General features: G+C 65.8%; 15 protein-coding genes and 1 pseudogene. 8 read left to right on the top strand and 8 right to left on the bottom strand.

What is annotated here, in order from left to right; genetic code table 11:
* Positions 1 to 34 precede the first annotated feature (34 nt).
* Genes LMJ29_RS02115 through LMJ29_RS02095 form a run of 5 tightly spaced genes read right to left on the bottom strand, consistent with a single transcriptional unit; the run spans position 35 to position 4,829 of the window.
* Positions 35 to 1,186 carry an acyl-CoA dehydrogenase family protein gene (locus LMJ29_RS02115; protein WP_229603586.1) on the bottom strand — a complete coding sequence of 384 codons (1,152 nt, stop codon included), beginning with the start codon at positions 1,184 to 1,186 and terminating at the stop codon, positions 35 to 37.
* Positions 1,187 to 1,222: 36 nt separating this feature from the next.
* Positions 1,223 to 2,143, bottom strand: a complete 921-nt coding sequence (locus LMJ29_RS02110; RefSeq protein WP_229603583.1) for a type 2 periplasmic-binding domain-containing protein — start codon at positions 2,141 to 2,143, stop codon at positions 1,223 to 1,225.
* Positions 2,136 to 2,915 (bottom strand): ABC transporter permease, encoded by a 780-nt coding sequence (locus LMJ29_RS02105; RefSeq protein WP_229603580.1) that lies wholly within the window; start codon positions 2,913 to 2,915, stop codon positions 2,136 to 2,138. The genes LMJ29_RS02110 and LMJ29_RS02105 overlap by 8 nt, the downstream gene beginning before the upstream one ends.
* 2 nt (positions 2,916 to 2,917) lie before the next feature.
* Positions 2,918 to 3,748, bottom strand: coding sequence for an ABC transporter ATP-binding protein (locus tag LMJ29_RS02100; RefSeq protein ID WP_264758737.1), 831 nt, complete (start codon positions 3,746 to 3,748; stop codon positions 2,918 to 2,920).
* Positions 3,749 to 3,791: 43 nt separating this feature from the next.
* Positions 3,792 to 4,829 carry an ABC transporter substrate-binding protein gene (locus LMJ29_RS02095; RefSeq protein WP_229603575.1) on the bottom strand — a complete coding sequence of 346 codons (1,038 nt, stop codon included), beginning with the start codon at positions 4,827 to 4,829 and terminating at the stop codon, positions 3,792 to 3,794.
* 458 nt (positions 4,830 to 5,287) lie between these two features.
* On the opposite strand from LMJ29_RS02095, the gene LMJ29_RS02090 reads away from it, so the two are divergent.
* From LMJ29_RS02090 to LMJ29_RS02060, 7 genes are all read left to right on the top strand, one after another.
* The gene (locus tag LMJ29_RS02090) at positions 5,288 to 6,121 is read left to right on the top strand and encodes a MetQ/NlpA family ABC transporter substrate-binding protein (RefSeq protein ID WP_229603574.1); all 834 of its coding nucleotides are present in this window, start codon (positions 5,288 to 5,290) and stop codon (positions 6,119 to 6,121) included.
* Positions 6,122 to 6,125: 4 nt separating this feature from the next.
* A complete protein-coding gene (locus LMJ29_RS02085) occupies positions 6,126 to 7,202 on the top strand; it encodes a methionine ABC transporter ATP-binding protein (RefSeq protein ID WP_229603572.1) in 1,077 nt (358 codons plus the stop codon).
* Positions 7,186 to 7,839 carry a methionine ABC transporter permease gene (locus LMJ29_RS02080; protein ID WP_229603571.1) on the top strand — a complete coding sequence of 218 codons (654 nt, stop codon included), beginning with the start codon at positions 7,186 to 7,188 and terminating at the stop codon, positions 7,837 to 7,839. The genes LMJ29_RS02085 and LMJ29_RS02080 overlap by 17 nt, the downstream gene beginning before the upstream one ends.
* 53 nt (positions 7,840 to 7,892) lie before the next feature.
* On the top strand, positions 7,893 to 9,179 hold the full coding sequence (locus LMJ29_RS02075; RefSeq protein WP_229603569.1) for an SfnB family sulfur acquisition oxidoreductase: 1,287 nt from the start codon (positions 7,893 to 7,895) through the stop codon (positions 9,177 to 9,179).
* Positions 9,180 to 9,189: 10 nt separating this feature from the next.
* Positions 9,190 to 10,419, top strand: a complete 1,230-nt coding sequence (locus LMJ29_RS02070) for an SfnB family sulfur acquisition oxidoreductase (RefSeq protein WP_229603567.1) — start codon at positions 9,190 to 9,192, stop codon at positions 10,417 to 10,419.
* 2 nt (positions 10,420 to 10,421) lie between these two features.
* A complete protein-coding gene (locus LMJ29_RS02065) occupies positions 10,422 to 11,813 on the top strand; it encodes an LLM class flavin-dependent oxidoreductase (RefSeq protein ID WP_229603565.1) in 1,392 nt (463 codons plus the stop codon).
* Positions 11,814 to 12,042: 229 nt separating this feature from the next.
* Complete coding sequence (locus LMJ29_RS02060; RefSeq protein WP_229603563.1) at positions 12,043 to 12,636, top strand: nitroreductase family protein; 594 nt, start codon at positions 12,043 to 12,045, stop codon at positions 12,634 to 12,636.
* 368 nt (positions 12,637 to 13,004) lie between these two features.
* On the opposite strand, the gene LMJ29_RS02055 is transcribed toward LMJ29_RS02060, so the two are convergent.
* The 3 genes from LMJ29_RS02055 to LMJ29_RS02045 all read right to left on the bottom strand — a co-directional run bounded on the left by LMJ29_RS02055 (position 13,005) and on the right by LMJ29_RS02045 (position 14,885).
* Positions 13,005 to 13,412 carry a hypothetical protein gene (locus tag LMJ29_RS02055; protein WP_229603561.1) on the bottom strand — a complete coding sequence of 136 codons (408 nt, stop codon included), beginning with the start codon at positions 13,410 to 13,412 and terminating at the stop codon, positions 13,005 to 13,007.
* Between the two features lie 103 nt (positions 13,413 to 13,515).
* The gene (locus LMJ29_RS02050; RefSeq protein ID WP_229603558.1) at positions 13,516 to 14,016 is read right to left on the bottom strand and encodes a hypothetical protein; all 501 of its coding nucleotides are present in this window, start codon (positions 14,014 to 14,016) and stop codon (positions 13,516 to 13,518) included.
* Between the two features lie 95 nt (positions 14,017 to 14,111).
* Complete coding sequence (locus LMJ29_RS02045; protein ID WP_229603556.1) at positions 14,112 to 14,885, bottom strand: hypothetical protein; 774 nt, start codon at positions 14,883 to 14,885, stop codon at positions 14,112 to 14,114.
* 170 nt (positions 14,886 to 15,055) lie between these two features.
* Between LMJ29_RS02045 and LMJ29_RS02040 the strand changes: the two are divergent.
* Positions 15,056 to 16,094, top strand: a pseudogene (locus LMJ29_RS02040) (IS110 family transposase).
* Positions 16,095 to 16,781: the final 687 nt, after the last annotated feature.

The raw sequence follows: 16,781 nt of genomic DNA, 5'->3' as shown, positions 1-16,781 counted from the left end.
CCTGTAGGGGGAATTGGCCCAACCCGGGAGCTATTCACGAATAATTCAACGGATCCGGCGCCTCATCCTTCAGCGCCCAGCGGCCGAGCATGTTGAGCTTGTAGTCGATGGGGTCGTGCAGGGTGTGGGTGCGCACGTTGCGCCAGAAGCGGTCGAAGCCCAGCGCGGCCTTGGTGCCGCGGGCGCCGACCACCTCGAACAGCTCCTGGCTGGCGAACAGTCCGGCGCGGTGGGCGAGCACCTTGGCCTCGGCTACCGCCACCGCCGCCTCGGCGCGCTCAAAGGCAGTCAGCGCCGGGCCGCGCGCGTAGGCGGCGGCGACCTTGTCGGCGGCGCGGTCGGCCAGGGCGCGGGCGGCGGCGATCTGCACGTGCATCTCGCCGAAGCGGTTCTGGGTGAACAGGTCGTCGGTGGCGTGTTCGGCCGGCGAGGCCAGCCACGGGCGGGCCTGGGTGTGCGCGTACTGGCGCGCCTCGGCAAAGGCGCCCTCGGCGATGCCCAGGTACAGGTTGACCAGCACCAGCTGGGCGAAGCAGTTGCGCAGGGTGTGGAACGGCGTCGGCGTCACCTCCGGGGCGCGCAATACGTCGCGCTCGGCCAGCGGCACCTGGGCGAAACTCACCGAGTTGCTGTCGGTCTGCCGCTGGCCGATGGGGTCCCAGTCGTCGACGATGCGCACGCCGGGGTGCTCGGTATAGACCACCGCCAGTAGCGGCTGGGCGGCGTCGTCGAGCACCGCCGAGAGGGTCATCAGCTGCGAGCCGACGATCCCCGAGCAGAACGACTTCACCCCGTCGAGGCGCAGGCCGTCCTGGCCGCGCCGCGCCAGCAGGCGGCGGTCCAGCGGGTTCATGCCGTTGCCCCACCACAGCTGGCGCTCGACGGTCTGGCGCAGCAGGCGCTCGTGCTGCTCGTCGTTGCCGTAGATCAGCACGGTGGCGACCTGCAGGTGATGGAAGGCCAGCACGTGCGCCAGCGCGCTGTCGACGGCGGCGACGCGGCGCACCAGGGCGTAGATTTCCGGCCAGGGGCGTTCCTCGCCGCCGAACACGCGCGGGATCGACAGGTTGAGCAGGCCGGCCTGGCGCAGCAGCGCCTTTTCCTCGGCGGCGTGGCCGCCACGGGCATCGCGCTCGACCGCGGTGGCCTTGAGGCGGGCGAGCAGGGAATCCAGGGGGATATTCATTGCGGATGGACTCTATCGGTCGGGTGGTGGTGCGATTCAGTGGCAGATCAGACCCTGGTCGAGCTTGAGCACGTCGACGCTCAGCTCGCCGATCCAGTGCGCCAGGGCGGCGTCCTGGGCGCCGCGCCGTTGCCAGTCGGCCAGGGCGGCGCCCAGCCAGGCCCTGCCCTGCGCATCGCCGGCCGGCAGGCGCACGTGGCCGGCGTCCTCGGCGCGCAGCGCGATGGGCAGGCGGCGGTGGAAACGCCATTCGGGCTGCTGCAGCAGCCAGTCGACCAGGCTCGCCTCCTCGGCCAGCGCGGCGCACTCGCCGGCCTGGAAGGCGGCGATGGCGTGCACCGCCGAGGGATACAGGCGCGCCTGCGCGCCGTGGCGGGCGACCAGTTGGTGGCGGTAGGGGCTGCCCTCGGCCAGGCACAGGCTGCGCCCGCGCAAGGGCGCCGCCGCCTCCAGCGGCAGGCCGCGCAACACCAGCAGCGCGCCCTCGTCATGGCGCGGCGAAGGCGGCACGGCGAGCGCGCCGACCGGCGCCGGGCGCTCGGCGCTGCCGGCGATCAGCAGGTCGATGCGCCCCTCGGCCAGCGCCGCCTCCTGCTGCGCGGCCGGCAGGCCGACCAGCTCCACCGGCACGCCCAGGTAGGCGCCCAGTTCCTTGGCCAGCGCTGCGTCGAGCACGTCCGGTTCGGCGGCGACGGTGGCGCCGGGCAAGGCCGGGCGGCGGTATTCGCGCACGCCGACCAGCAGCTTGCCGCGCGCCAGCGCCTGGCCGAGCAGCGGCCCCGGCGGCAGGTCGGCCGGGCGTGGCGCCAGCCAGTGGCTGGCCAGCAGGGCGGTTCCGATCAGCAGCGCGGCCAGCAGCGCCAGGCGCACGTGGCCGGCGCGGGGAAGCGCTCGCGCCGCGCCCGCCGTCAGGCACCGGCGCCAGTGCGCGCCGCTCGGCAGCAGCAGCTCAGGCATTGTGGGTCAGCCCCTTGCGCCAGCGGGTCAGCCGCCGTTCGAGCAGGGCCAGGACGAAGTTGAGCAGCAGGCCAACCGACGCCAGCAGCAGGATCCCGGCGTACATGCTCGGCACCTGGAAGACCTCCTGCGAGTTGAGGGTCAAGAAGCCTAGCCCGGAGTGCGCGCCGATCATCTCCGCGGCCACCAGCGCGGTGACGCAGTAGGCGCCGGCCAGGCGGATGCCGGTGAATATCGACGGCGCGGCCGCCGGCAGCACCACCCTGGCGAACAGGAAGCCGCGCGAGGCGCCCATCGAGCGCGCCGAGTCGATCAGCAGCTTGTCGACCTGCTTCACCCCGCTGATGGTGCTGAGCAGGATCGGCCAGAACGACGCCCAGAAGATGATCGCCACCTTGGACAGCTCGCCGATGCCGAAGAACAGGATGAACACCGGGAACAGCGCCAGCGCCGAGGTCTGCCGGAAGAACTGCAGCAGCGGATCGACGAAGGCCTCGAAGCGGGCGAACCAGCCCATCAAGAGACCGAGGCTCACCCCGCTGGCCACGGCCAGCAGCAGACCGGCCAGCGAGCGGTACAGGCTGGCCTCCAGGTGCTTGAGCAGCGCGCCGTTGTGGGCCATCTCCCAGATCGCCTGCAGCACCGCCGACGGCGGGCTCAGGTAGCCCGGATTGGCCAACCCCAGGCGCGGCAGCAGCTCCCAGACCAGCACGAAAACGAGGATGCCCAGGCTGCGCTCGAACAGCCCGGACAGATTCAGCGAAAACTTCATGGTTACCCCTTTATTTCGGCGGTCTGCGCACTGGCCGGCCAGTCGGCCGCGCGTATCGAGGTCGGTGCCGGCACCGGCGCCGAGGCGAAGCGCACCTCGTCCTTGAGCACCTCCCAGGCGCGCTGGCGCAGCTGGACGAACTCCGCGCAGTTGCGCACCTCGGCCAGCCGCGGGCGCGCCAGCGGCACCTCGAGGATCTCCTTGACCCGCCCGGGCCGGTGGGTCATCACCGCGATGCGGTCGGAGAGGTAGATCGCCTCGTCGAGGCTGTGGGTGATGAACACGATGGTTATCTTGTGCTTGTCCCAGATGCGCAGCAGCTCGCCCTGGAGGATCTCGCGGGTCTGCGCGTCGAGGGCGGCGAACGGCTCGTCCATCAGCAGCACGTCCGGCTGGTAGACCAGCGCGCGGGCGATGGCCACGCGCTGCTTCATGCCGCCGGAAATCTCGTGCGGGTAGCGCGCGGCGAAGCCGTGCAGGCCGACCAGCTCCAGGTACTCGCGGGCCCGCTCGCGCCGCTCGGCCTTGCCGACGCCGCGGATCTCCAGGCCCACCTCGATGTTCTCCAGCACGGTGCGCCAGGGAAACAGCGCGTAGCCCTGGAACACCACGCCCTGGTTGGCGTTGATGCCCACCAGCGGCTGGCCGTCGATGTGGATGCTGCCGCCGCTCTTCTCCGCCAGCCCGGCGAGGATGCTGAGGAAGGTCGACTTGCCGCAGCCCGAGGGGCCGAGCACCGAGAGGAACTCGCCCTCGCGGATCTCCAGGTCGAAGTCCTGCAGGGCGACCACCCGCTCGGCCTGGCCGCGCTCGTTCCTGGCGCTGAACTCCATGCGCAGGTCGCGTGCCACTATCTTGGCGCTCACGCTGCGCTCCTCAGGCCTGCTGGCCGGCGAAGGGGTTGAACTCGTTGGTGTAGACGTCCTTCACGGCGACCTTGCCGCGCGGGATCTTGCCCTCGGCCTCGAGGATGTCGATGTAGTACTGGATCGGCGGCTCGGTGATCACTAGGTTGTCGACGTAGGCGTAGCGCTCGACGTTCTTGAGATCCATGCCGATGCGCTTGGCGGTGATCTTGCGGCCCTCCTCCGGGTTGGCGTTGACCCAGTTGGCGGCGCGGGCGACGGCGCGCACCACGTCGCGGGTCGCCTCGGGATGTTCGCGGATGAACCTGCCGTGCGCGCTGTACGGCGCCATGCCGCCCAGGCCGCGGTCGAGGTCGTAGTCGCTCCACAGCTTGTGCAGCGCCGGGTTGTGCTCGGCGCCGCCGGAATGCGGCGGATGGATGATCGCCAGGTCGATATTGCCGGTCTCCAGGGTCTGCTCGCCCTGGTTGTCCGGCACCACCAGCCAGTTGATCTTGTTCACGTCGACGCCGTGCTGGCGCAGGTAGGTCTTGGTGACGAACTCGGCGCAGGCGCCGAAGCTGTTGAAGCCGACGGTCTTGCCCTCCAGGTCCTTGGGCGTGCGGATGCCCGAGTCCTTGCGCACGAAGTACTTCATGTGCGGCGCCTCCTCGAGGGTCTTGCCGCCGGCGGACACCACCTTGAGGTCAAGGCCGCTGGCGATCGCGGAAATCACCAGCGGCACCATGCGCATGCCGAAGTCGATCTCGCCGGTGCCGACCAGCGGAATCAGCTGCGGTGCGGCGATCTTGCCGACATATTTGGGCCGCGCCAGGGTGCCTTCGAAATAACCCAGTTCCTCGGCCAGATAGATCAGGTCGAACGACGGGTTGTCCGGGTATTTGAACTCCACCACCTTTTCGCCGACGCTCTTCACCACGGCGGGCGCGGCGGCGCTCTTGGCGCTGTCCTTTTCCCAGCATCCCGGCAACACGAGACTCGCGGCGCCGGCGCCGCCGAACAGGGCGAGAGTTCTGAGGGCCGACCTGCGACTGATATTAACGCTCATCTGATTTTTTCCTTGGCACGCTTGGCTGAGTTCAGCCCGAATCGAATGCCAGGGATTCAGCAATAGCTGTGCCAGTCGAAGAAAAATCTCCAAGACTATGATTTATCTAGAAAAAACCATCTAGGCGAGGCGCAACTGCGCAAATAGCGACAGCCAGACGCACGAACTGTTGAATATCCAGCAGCGCGTTGAAGCGCACTCGCCGGCAGCAGGTTTCAATTATTGGAAGTTGCCGCCCAGCCGCTCAGCAATGCGCCTGTTGTTCACCGACAAACTGTCTGCCTGGCAACAGTCGGCAAACACTTCACCGCACATTCAGACAGCGATCCAGATAAAACCAACAATATCAGTCGTATTCGCCGAGTTATTTCGAAACTGGCATCCAACTTGCTCCTGATCAATTCACCGCGCACTCGGCGCTATCGATCAATGCGAATTCGAATTCAGGAGTTCTATATATGTCCACCCCCACTTCCCTGTCCCGCGCCGTCGCCAAATGGCTGAAGTCGCTGACCCTGGCGGCCGTGGCCACTTCGGCGCTGGGCGTCGCCCACGCCGCCAGCGACAAGCCGCTGAAGCTCGGCACCACCGCCGCCTTCGTGCCGGTGCTGGAGGTCGCCGCCGCGGAAGCCGCCAAGGAAGGCGTCAAGGTCGAGCTGGTCGAGTTCAGCGACTGGAAGACGCCCAACGTCACCCTCGCCGCCGGCGACATCGACGCCAACTACTTCCAGCACATCCCCTTCCTGACCAACGCCAACAAGGAAGGCGGCTTCGACCTCAAGCCGGTCGCCCCGGGGGTGATCAACAACGTCGGCCTGTACTCGAAGAAGTACAAGAGCCTGGCCGAGCTGCCGGTGGGCGCCAAGGTGGCCATCGCCGGCGACGCGGTGAACGGCGCGCGCGGCCTGCTGCTGCTGGAGAAGGCCGGGCTGATCAAGTTGAAACCCGGCACCGGCTTCCAGACCACCGTGGCCGACATCGTGGAGAACCCGAAGAAGATCGAGATCATCGAGCTGGAGGCCGTGCAGTTGGCGCGCACCCTGGACGACGTCGACCTGGCCCAGGGCATGCCGCACTACCTGCGCCTGGCCGGCACCATCGACCCGGAAAGCGCGCTGATCTTCGACGGCCAGGACCAGAAGATCTACGCCATCCAGTTCGTCACCCGCCCCGAAGGCCAGGACGACGCGCGCCTGCGCACCTTCATCAAGGTCTACCAGAACTCGCCGGTGGTCCGCGCGGCTCTCGACAAGACCCAGGGCAAGCTCTACTCGCCGGGCTGGGAGAACTGATGCCATGAGCCGCTACGAAGCCGATATCGAGCAGGCGCTCACCCACATCCGCGTCGAAGGGTTGAGCAAGACCTACCGCGGCGCCCAGGGCGTGGTCCGGGCGCTCGACGGCATCGACCTGAGCATCCGCCGCGGCGAGATCTTCGGGATCATCGGCCGCAGCGGCGCCGGCAAGTCGTCGCTGATCCGCACCTTGAACCGCCTGGAGCAGCCGAGCGCCGGCCAGGTGCGCATCGACGGCGTGGACCTCGGCGGGCTGGACGAGAACCAGCTGGTCGAGCTGCGCCGGCGGGTCGGCATGATCTTCCAGCACTTCAACCTGCTGTCGGCGAAGACCGTCTGGGACAACGTCGCCCTGCCCCTCAAGGTCGCCGGCAAGCGCCCGGCGGAGATCGAGCGGCGGGTCGCCGAGCTGCTGCAGCTGGTCGATCTGGCCGACAAGCGCGACGTCTACCCGGCGCAGCTGTCCGGCGGGCAGAAGCAGCGCGTCGGCATCGCCCGCGCGCTGGTCCACGAGCCGCAGATCCTGCTGTGCGACGAGGCCACCTCGGCGCTCGACCCGGAAAGCACCCAGGCGATCCTCGCCCTGCTGCGCGACATCAACCGCCGCCTGGGCCTGACCATCGTGCTGATCACCCACGAGATGGAGGTGATCCACGAGATCTGCCAGCGCGTGGTGGTGCTCGAGCGCGGTCGCGTGGTCGAGGAAGGCCCGGTGTGGCAGGTGTTCGGCGATCCGCAGCACGAGGTCACCCGCAGCCTGCTCGGCACCCGCCAGCACGACCTGCCGGAGGATCTGGTCGGGCGCATCCGCCCGCAGCCGGAGAGCGAGCGCAGCCTGTTCCTGCTCGACCTGCACTTCACCGGCGCCAGCCTGCGCGAGCCGGACCTGCTGGCCATCGGCCGCACGCTGGGCGCCCAGGCGCGTCTGCTGCACGGCGGCATCGACCGCGTGCAGGGCCGCGCGCTCGGCCACCTGCTGGTCGGCGTCCACTCGCGCGAGCCGCAGGCAGCGATTCTCGAACGGGCCCGCGGCCTGGCCGACAAGGTGGGAGGGCTGGGCTATGTCACTGCTGCTTGACCGCCTGCTGCAGGGCACCCTCGACACCCTGCTGATGATCGGCGCCTCCTCGGCGATCACCCTGCTGCTCGGCATCCCGCTGGCGCTGTTCCTGGTCACCAGCACGCGCGGCGGCATCTTCGAGGCGCGCTGGGCCAACGGCGCGATCGGCAGCGTGGTCAACGTGCTGCGCTCGATCCCCTTCCTGATCCTGATGGTCGCGCTGATCCCCTTCACCCGCCTGATCGTCGGCACCAGCTACGGCGTGTGGGCGGCGGTGGTGCCGCTGACCGTGGCCTGCATCCCATTCTTCGCGCGCATCGCCGAGGTCAGCCTGCGCGAGGTGGACCGCGGCCTGATCGAGGCGGCGCAGGCCATGGGCTGCCGGCGCCGGCACATTGTCTGGCACGTGCTGCTGCCCGAGGCGCGGCCGGGCATCGTCGCCGGCTTCACCATCACCCTGGTGAGCATGATCAACGCCTCGGCGGTGGCCGGCGCCATCGGGGCCGGCGGCCTGGGCGACCTGGCCTACCGCTACGGCTACCAGCGCTTCGACACCCAGGTGATGGTCACCGTGATCGTCCTGCTGGTGCTCTTGGTGACCCTCATCCAGTTCGGCGGCGACCGTCTCGCCCACGCCCTCAACAAACGCAAGTAACCCTTTCGACATGCGGGCGCCGCCGCCGGCGGCCACCCGCCAGGAGTATCGCCATGTCCGACATTCTGCAGCGCCGCCCCGAGGCGGCGCCGGGGGCGACTGCGCTGCGTACTACGCTGCGTGTCGGGGATCCGCGCCCGTTGCCGCTCGATCCGGGCCGCGTGCGGGTGATCCGCAGCGACGCCGAGGCCCTCGACGTCGCCCGCCAGCTCGCCGGCGAATTCGCCGCCGGCGCCGCCGAGCGCGACCGCGAGCGCCGCCTGCCCTGGGACGAGCTGGATCGCTACAGCGCCAGCGGCCTGGGCGGCATCGCCGTGCCCAGGGAGTACGGCGGCGCCGGCGCCTCCTACGCGACCATCGCCGAGGTGTTCCGCCTGCTGTGCGCCGCCGACCCGGCGCTCGGGCAGATCCCGCAGAACCAGTTCGGCGTGCTGGCCGCCATCCACGAGATCGCCAGCCACGCACAGAAGCAGCTCTTGTACGGCCGCGTGCTGGCCGGCGAGCGCTTCGGCAACGCCGGGCCGGCGCGCGGCACCGCCAGCATGCTGGCGCAGACCACCCGTCTGCACCGCGAGGACGGCGTCCTACGCCTGACCGGCACGCGCTTCTACTCCACCGGCGCGCTGTTCGCCCACTGGATTCCCAGCCGCGCCCAGGACGAACAGGACCGCACCGTGATGGTCTTCGCGCCGCGCCACGGCGCCGGCGTCAAGGTGATCGACGACTGGACGGGTATCGGCCAACGCACCACCGCCAGCGGCAGCGTGCAGTTCAGCGGCGTCGAGGTCGAGGCCGACAGCGTGCTGCCGGTGTGGCAGCTGATCGACCGCCCGGGCCTCAGCGGCCCGGCCTCGCAGCTGATCCAGGCGGCCATCGACGCCGGCATCGCCCAGGCCGCGGTCGACGACACCCTGGCCTTCGTGCGTGAACGCTCGCGGCCGTGGACCGACTTCGGCGGCGAACGCGCCAGCGACGACCCCTACATCGTCCAAGCGGTCGGCCGCCTGCAGATCGACCTGCACGCCGCCAACGAGGTGCTGCGCGAAACCGCCGAGACCCTCGACCGCATCGCGAGCGCGCCGGTGACCGCCGAGTCCAGCGCCGAGGCTTCGGTGGCGGTGGCCATGGCCAAGATCCTCACCACCGAGATCGCCCTGGAGGCCAGCGAGAAGCTGTTCGAGCTGGCCGGCACCGCCGCCACGCGCAGCGAGCACAACCTCGACCGCCACTGGCGCAACGCGCGCACCCACACCCTGCACGACCCGGTGCGCTGGAAGTACCACCTGCTCGGCAACTACGCGCTCAACGGCGTGTTGCCCAAGCGCCACCAGTGGAATTGAGGAGCCCGCCATGAGCATTTTCGAGCAGATCGCCGCCTCCTTCGTCAGCCCCACGTCCGGCCCGGTGGCCGTGCTGCGCGACGACGCCGAGGCGCTCGCCGTGGCCCGCCAGCTGGCGGGCGAATTCGCCGTCGAAGCCGCGCGCCGCGACCGCGAGCGCCGCCTGCCGTGGGAGGAGATCGAGCGCTTCACGCAAAGCGGCCTGTGGGGCATCAGCGTGCCGAAGGAGTACGGCGGCGCCGGCGTGTCCAACGTCACCCTCGCCGAGGTGACGGCGATCCTCGCCGCCGCCGACAGCTCCCTCGCCCATATCCCGCAGAACCACTACTACTCGCTGGAGGTGCTGCGCGTCGGCGGCAGCGAGGCGCAGAAGCGCTTCTTCTACGAGCTGGCCCTGCAGGGCCAGCGCTTCGGCAACGCCCTGGCCGAAATCGGCCACAAGGACTTCCAGCGCCGCACCCGCCTGTCGCGCGACGCCCAGGGCCGGCTGCGCATCGACGGGCGCAAGTACTACTGCACCGGCTCGCTGTTCGCCCACTGGATCCCCACCCTGGCGGTGGACGACGAGGGCGCCGGCTGGCTGGTGTTCGTGCCACGGCAGAGCTTCGGGGTCAGCGTGGTCGACGACTGGGACGGCTTCGGCCAGCGCGTCACCGGCAGCGGCTCGGTGATCTTCGCCGACGTGCCGGTGCAGGACGAGTGGGTGGTGCCGTTCAAGGCCTCCTTCGACCGCCCGACCACCATCGGCCCGCTGGCGCAGATCATCCACGCCGCCCTCGACCTGGGCATGGCGCGCGGCGCCTACGCCGCCGCCCTCGATTTCGTGCGCCAGCACAGCCGGGCGTGGATCGACTCGGGCGTCGAGCGCGCCAGCGACGATCCGCTGATTCTGGAACGGGTCGGCGACCTCGCCGTGCGCCTGACCGCCGCCGAGGCGCTGCTGCGCCGCGCCGGGCGGGTGGTCGACGCCGCCCAGGCCGCGCCCGACGAGCGCAGCGTCGCGGCCGCCTCGGTGGCGGTCGCCGAGGCGCGCGTGCTGACCACCGAGATCGCCCTCAAAGCGGGTTCGAAGCTATTCGAGCTGGCCGGCAGCGGCGCCAGCCTAAGCGAACACAACCTCGACCGCTTCTGGCGCAACGCGCGCACCCACACCCTGCACGACCCGGTGCGCTGGAAATTCCACGCGGTCGGCAACTACTACCTCAACGACCAGCTGCCCCCGCGGCACGGAGCGCTCTGACCATGGCGAAGAAGCAGATCCTGCTCAACGCGTTCAACATGAACTGCGTCGGCCACATCAACCACGGCCTGTGGACCCACCCGCGCGACAACTCGGTCGACTACAACACCCTCGAGTACTGGACCGACCTGGCCAGAACCCTGGAGCGCGGCCTGTTCGACGGCCTGTTCATCGCCGACATCATCGGCGTCTACGACGTCTACCAGCGCTCGCTCGACCTCACCCTGCGCGAGTCGATCCAGTTGCCGGTCAACGACCCGCTGCTCTTGGTCTCCGCGATGGCCGCGGCGACCAAGCACCTGGGCTTCGGCATCACCTCCAACCTCAGCTACGAGCCGCCCTACCTGTTCGCCCGGCGCATCTCGACGCTCGATCACCTGACCCGCGGACGGATCGGCTGGAACATCGTCACCGGCTACCTGGAGAGCGGCGCCAAGGCCATGGGCCTGGACGGCCTGACCGCCCACGACGAGCGCTACGCGCGCGCCGAGGACTACCTGGAGCTGGTCTACAAGCTCTGGGAAGGTAGCTGGGAAGACGGCGCGGTGCGCCGCGACAAGGCCGCGCGGGTGTTCGCCGACCCGAGCCGGGTACACCGCGTGCAGCACCAGGGGCCCTACTACCAGCTCGACGGCTACCACCTCAGCGAGCCGTCGATCCAGCGCACGCCGCTGCTGTTCCAGGCCGGCACCTCGCCGCGCGGCCAGCAGTTCGCCGCCCGCCACGCCGAGGCGATCTTCATCAGCGCCCAGGACAAGGCCACCACCCGCAAGGTGGTCGAGGAGCTGCGCGCCCAGGCGGTGGCCGCCGGGCGGCGGCCGGAGGACCTGAAGATCTTCGCCGGCATCGCCGCGGTGGTCGGCAAGACCCGCCGCGAGGCGCAGGAGAAGTTCGACGAGTACTGGCAGCACGCCAGCGCCGAGGCCGGCCTGGCCCACTTCGCCAGCAGCGTCAACGTCGACTTCGCCCGCTACGGCCTCGACGAACCGATCGACTATCGCGGCGGCAACGCCATCGAGTCGGCGGCGCAGACCGCCCAGGCCAACGCCCTCACCCGCCGCAAGCTGCTCGACCGCTTCCGCCTGGGCAGCCGCTACCCGACCCTGGTCGGCGACGCCAGCTACGTCGCCGACGAACTGGAATCCTGGGCCAACGACGTCGGCGTCGACGGCTTCAACCTGTCGCGCACCGTCACCCCGGAGAGCTACACCGATTTCATCGACCTGGTGATCCCCGAGCTGCAGAGCCGCGGTTCGTACAAGACCGCCTACGCCGAGGGCAGCCTGCGCCACAAGCTGTTCGGCGAAGGCGACCGCCTGCCGGCGCGCCACCCGGCCGCCGCCCAGCGTCACGTTCCGTCCACCACCGCCATCCGCCAGGGAGCACCGGCATGAAGCTGCGTACCCTCTTCCACTCTCTGCTCCACCCTGGCGTCGGCCTGCTGGTCAGAAAGCTCAACGCCGACAACCAGCGCCTGTACACCCTGCCCTGAGCCGCCCGCGCGGCTTGCCGCTTTCACCGGGCGCCGAGCGCCGGGCACCCACCCCGGCCGCCGATCAGGCAATATGGCCCCAGTCCCTATAGCCCCGCGGCCGATTCGCGCCCAATCCCCAAGGAGAGTCCATGAGCAAGAACCCTCGCGTCGCCACCCACGCCGTCGATCCGCAGTTCATCGAGCGCTGGTCGCCGCGCGCCTTCACCGGCGAGAGCATTCCCCAGGCCACCCTGCTCGGCTTCATCGAAGCCGCGCGCTGGGCGCCCTCGGCCTACAACTCGCAGCCCTGGCGCTTCCTCTACGCGCGCCGCGAAAGCGCCGACTGGCAGCGCTACCTGAGCCTGCTGATCGAGTTCAACCGCGGCTGGGCGCAGCACGCCTCGGCGCTGCTGGTGGTCGTCTCGAAGACCAGCTTCGTGCCGCCGGGCAAGAGCGAGGCGCAGCCCGCCCCTTCGCATGCCTTCGATACCGGCGCCGCCTGGGGCTTCTTCGCCCTGCAGGCGCACCTGGCCGGCTGGCACACCCACGCGATGACCGGCTTCGACAAGGAGCTGGCGCGCCGCGAGCTGAAGATTCCGGCCGAGTATGAAATCCAGGCGATGGTCGCGGTCGGCAAGCGCGGCGACGCCGCCAGCCTGCCCGAGGCCCTGCAGGCGCGGGAAACCCCCAGCCCGCGTCTGGCCCTGGAGGCCATCGTCGCCGAGGGCGACTTCAGCCTGTAAGGCTTGAGCCAGGAAAACCCAGGGCGAAGACAGCGGCTGCGTGCCTTCGCCCCCGGTGATGCTCTTGCGTACGGCCGACCGACCCGCCGAGCATCAGCCTCGGAACGGGCAGACAGCAGGGTTTTGGTTTTCTTGTGGTTGTGGTGAGCAGCAGCACTGTCGGAACAGGCGAGTCCTGCAGCGGAACAAGGCCGATAACAATGCTGATCCTTGGGATCGATTGATCGCTTGGCCCCCGCTGCGCGAACTATAGAATGGCCAGGGCGCAAGCGCCCGGTACAGGCCTGATATACGAATGCAACCGCACTGACGACAGGGCTGGAAAAGCTACTTCTCACTACTTGTGGGGAGAGTCCATATACGCATTGTTAGAGCTTGCACGTATTTTTAGGGGCGGCTGTGATATTGCTTATGCTATTTATGCCTGCTGGCCACATGCCGAAGTGTCCCTTAGTAGCTGTGCTGAAGTGACCGTTCACATATACGCATTTGCCTTGAAATTCTGCGGCCCATGCATCCATCCGAGCTTGGTCTTTGGCAATTTCCTCTTTAGTGCTGCCGCGCTTAAAGAACCCCAGCCATATTGATTTATTGCCCTCAGAGAGATCGTTTTCCTCGAATTCAATATTTATTTTTCCTGTGGCGCATACAGGATTCTCATCGTAGTTCTGAGTCTCTGCCAAAAGCTTACTTACTGGAATGGGGTTGCTGCAGTCAGCAAACGCAAACGTAGGAAGGAGAACTGCAGTGAGAAGGGCTAGGAGTCTCGGTTGCATGCTGTTGTGCCTGTGATTGCTCTAACGGACAGGTTAAGGGGCGACCGCGAGCGTAGCTTGCGGGCGTCCAGAGTGAGCGAAGCGAACGGTCTTGAACCGTTTGTTATGCGGCACGGACTGACAGGAGAGCATCGATCTTTTTGAGCAGGAGTGGGCGGTTTCTCTTAAGCATCACATATTTTGGAAGCCTTGCAAGATAGTAAAGAAATAGGGCATTTTCTCTTGCATAGGCTGCATCGCTCCTTTGCTTGCCTATTACGTGCTGCTTTAGCACTTGGAGGTACTCAGCATTCCAGGCCCACACGTTGCCCGCCGCTAACTTTATTGAATAGAAAGCATCAGTTGGCCAGCTAATGTGTTCGGTTATTTTTTTGCAATTTGAGCAGATGCCGCGACCTTTGATGCTGGCACTTGTTGGTAGTTTGCTGACAAGGTAGACCCCTGGATCAACTTGCCTAAACCCCTGCCTCTCTTGCGCGGCGAATATAACTAAACCATCGCAAGACCTACACTTCGCTGAAATTTGCATGGGCCACGTGTAGTAGTCATAGCGGTTATCGATGGGATACCAATTTCTGTAGTGTGATCTTGTAATGGGGAGCATCTGTCGATCCTTCGCTTTAAGATGCATAACGTTTGGTTAAGGGGCCGGCTTTAGCCGGCCCCGCAGTGAGCGAAGCGAACGACTTGAACCATTTGTTAGCTTTGCTCTTCAACGGGCATGCCCCTCAGAATCATCTCAAATGTATATTCTGTATTGCAGTGATCACATTTGAATTTGTAGCCATCTTCTATTTTGGAGAAAAATACTGATGCTTCGCTGTGGCAAACGCCGCACTCAAAAACGTACTTTGCCCCGAATGAAACATGGTCTTCGGAGGATTTAATCGCATGCGTTACGCGACACGAGTCGTTTTGGCATTCAATTGATTCATTGGAGTTAACATAATGGGTTGTGTATACGATATTTTGACCGCAAGCTTCGCATGGGAAGTGTTGATAACTGCCTTTTACTACTACCAAATTCCCTTTGGTCAACTTGCCTAATTGCTCGAGTATCTTAGTGATTTGTGTTTTGTTGATGGTGTAGCTTGCAAGCTTCTTGGGCATTGGAAGATGTAGATAACTTCCTAGCGAGTTATACAGCTTGTTTAGATCCTTTATTGGGATATTGTTGTAGGTTATTGTGTCTATTGGTTCGCCATTTCCATCATATATGCTTAGGTGCAAGTCCTTGTCGGCGAGGTCGTCGAATGCTAACAATAATTTTATTGCTTTATTCGGCTGCCAGGTTTCTATTACTGTTTTTGGTATGTCCTCAGCTCCAGCTAGCAGTTGCTGGTACGCGTGAGCTTCAATGAAATACCTCAACTCTAAGCAGGCGTACCGTAAATCCTGTAAATCGTTGCTAGCTAGTAACGACTTGGCTTTCTCGTAATGAAGCTCTTTTTCGTACCTATTTATATCTGCCATCAGGTTTCCGGTATGAAGAGCTAACGATTAAGCTAACGGGCGGCCAAAAGCGCAGCTTTTGGACGTCCAGCGAACGAAGTGAGCGACAGTTGAGTGCTGTAATGGACTCTCCCTGCACCACACTTACCCGCACCAGAGGTGCCGTGAGTGGCGTTTGGAGGGTGTCAGCGATGTGCAAGCAGATTGCAGTGGATTTGGCCAAGTCCGTTTACCAGGTTGCCGAGAGCGTCCGTGCCGGGCAGGTGATTCAGCGCAAGCGGCTGAATCGCGAGGCGTTTCGTCACTATATACAGGGGCAAGCCGAGCCGGTCGAGTGGCTGATGGAAGCCTGCGGCACGGCGCACTACTGGGGACGTTTCGCCCAGGCGCTGGGCCATCGGGTGATCCTGCTGCATGCGCGCTACGTACGGCCTTACCGGCGGCGCAACAAGACCGACCGCAACGACTGCGATGCCATCCTCGAAGCCGCGCGCTGCGCCGACATCCACCCGATACCGGTGAAGACCCACGAGCAGCAACAGCTCCAGCAACTGCATGGCCTGCGCGAGACCTGGAAAAAGAGCCGCACCCAGCGCATCAACCTGCTGCGCGGCATCTTTCGCGAAATGGGCATCGAAGCGCCGGCTTCGACAGTTGCCTTTATCCGCGCTGCCCACGCATTGGCCGAGCATCCCGAGGTAGCAGCCCAGCGCGGCCAGCTGCAATCGTCCTGGCCGAAATCAACCTCTACGAGCAATGTATGGCCGAGTGCGAACAGCAACTCCAGCGCTGGCACGCCGATGACGCCATCGTGCGCAAGCTCGACGAAGTCCGCGGCATTGGCGTGCTGACCGCCAGCGCCATGAAAACCACGGTCGGTCAACCCGAGCGCTTCGCCAGTGGCCGCCAGCTGAGCGCCTGGCTAGGCATGACGCCGCGCGAATACAGCAGCGGGGACCGGCGCAAACTGGGGCACATCAGCCGACGACCTACGTGCGCACCCTGCTGATCCACGGCGCGCGAGCGGCCCTGCTGGCAGCGCAGCGTTGCCAGGCCAACACCCCGGAGCGGTTGACCAAGCTACAACGCTGGGCGGTGGAAACCGCGGCGCGGATCGGCCACAACAAGGCGGTGGTGGCGTTGGCCAACAAGCTGGTGCGAATCTGCTGGGCGGTGGGGTGTCACCAACGGCGCTTCAGCGGCGACTGGCAGAACGGACAGCCCGCCTGACGGCGGACCGGGGTAATCGGGAGACAGTTTTCTGGTGGTTGTGGTGAACAGCGACACTGTCGGAACAGGCGAGTCCTGCAGCGGAACAAGGCTGATAACAATCCTGATCCTGGTGATCGATTGAGCGCTTGGCTCCCGCTGCGCGAACTACAGAGTGGCCCGGGCGGCAACGCCCAGCGAAGGCCGGATATACGAATGCAACCGCACTGACGACAGGGTTGGCAAGGCTTTACTCACCACTTGTGGGGAGAGTCCATATAGGGTTAGGCGTCATCGGTGCATGAATCCCAGGAGCTCTTTACGACACTGAAGGTAGAGTAATTAAAAGTTCCAGGGCGAATAACACGCAAGTTCATGAAGGCCTCCCCGCACTTTGGTTGAAGCAGAACAAACCCCTTGGCTGTTTGTGAGTACAGGAACAGATAGTGGATGGTGTACGTGCCCATGCCTTCATCTAGATGCCAGACTTCCAGATCTGGCGTCTTGTCCCGATTGATGCGTACGAAGCGAACGTGTGCAGAGCCCGGCAATTCCAGCGGGTAGGTTTGTACGAGCGATCTGGAACCTGCGAGAACGACGACAAGCGAGCCATCTACGAGCTTGGCTGATGCACTGACACCTGGCTCGATAGATGCGCTTCGGATCTCCTGCGACTGGGAGGCTTCGCCTGTGCATATGAGCACAAGG

Origin of the sequence: Pseudomonas oryzagri, from assembly GCF_020831405.1 — a bacterium.
GTDB classification, from domain to species: Bacteria; Pseudomonadota; Gammaproteobacteria; order Pseudomonadales; family Pseudomonadaceae; genus Geopseudomonas; species Geopseudomonas oryzagri.
Note: the sequence above shows the minus strand (reverse complement) of the source record. Positions and strands in the feature narration are given on the sequence as shown.

What these genes read in the sequence shown, in the direction of transcription:
- LMJ29_RS02115 (WP_229603586.1), bottom strand. Translation starts at nt 1,186, where the DNA reads ATGAATATCCCCCTGGATTCCCTGCTCGCCCGCCTCAAGGCCACCGCG.
- LMJ29_RS02110 (WP_229603583.1), bottom strand. Translation starts at nt 2,143, where the DNA reads ATGCCTGAGCTGCTGCTGCCGAGCGGCGCGCACTGGCGCCGGTGCCTG.
- LMJ29_RS02105 (WP_229603580.1), bottom strand. Translation starts at nt 2,915, where the DNA reads ATGAAGTTTTCGCTGAATCTGTCCGGGCTGTTCGAGCGCAGCCTGGGC.
- LMJ29_RS02100 (WP_264758737.1), bottom strand. Translation starts at nt 3,748, where the DNA reads ATGGAGTTCAGCGCCAGGAACGAGCGCGGCCAGGCCGAGCGGGTGGTC.
- LMJ29_RS02095 (WP_229603575.1), bottom strand. Translation starts at nt 4,829, where the DNA reads ATGAGCGTTAATATCAGTCGCAGGTCGGCCCTCAGAACTCTCGCCCTG.
- LMJ29_RS02090 (WP_229603574.1), top strand. Translation starts at nt 5,288, where the DNA reads ATGTCCACCCCCACTTCCCTGTCCCGCGCCGTCGCCAAATGGCTGAAG.
- LMJ29_RS02085 (WP_229603572.1), top strand. Translation starts at nt 6,126, where the DNA reads ATGAGCCGCTACGAAGCCGATATCGAGCAGGCGCTCACCCACATCCGC.
- LMJ29_RS02080 (WP_229603571.1), top strand. Translation starts at nt 7,186, where the DNA reads ATGTCACTGCTGCTTGACCGCCTGCTGCAGGGCACCCTCGACACCCTG.
- LMJ29_RS02075 (WP_229603569.1), top strand. Translation starts at nt 7,893, where the DNA reads ATGTCCGACATTCTGCAGCGCCGCCCCGAGGCGGCGCCGGGGGCGACT.
- LMJ29_RS02070 (WP_229603567.1), top strand. Translation starts at nt 9,190, where the DNA reads ATGAGCATTTTCGAGCAGATCGCCGCCTCCTTCGTCAGCCCCACGTCC.
- LMJ29_RS02065 (WP_229603565.1), top strand. Translation starts at nt 10,422, where the DNA reads ATGGCGAAGAAGCAGATCCTGCTCAACGCGTTCAACATGAACTGCGTC.
- LMJ29_RS02060 (WP_229603563.1), top strand. Translation starts at nt 12,043, where the DNA reads ATGAGCAAGAACCCTCGCGTCGCCACCCACGCCGTCGATCCGCAGTTC.
- LMJ29_RS02055 (WP_229603561.1), bottom strand. Translation starts at nt 13,412, where the DNA reads ATGCAACCGAGACTCCTAGCCCTTCTCACTGCAGTTCTCCTTCCTACG.
- LMJ29_RS02050 (WP_229603558.1), bottom strand. Translation starts at nt 14,016, where the DNA reads ATGCTCCCCATTACAAGATCACACTACAGAAATTGGTATCCCATCGAT.
- LMJ29_RS02045 (WP_229603556.1), bottom strand. Translation starts at nt 14,885, where the DNA reads ATGGCAGATATAAATAGGTACGAAAAAGAGCTTCATTACGAGAAAGCC.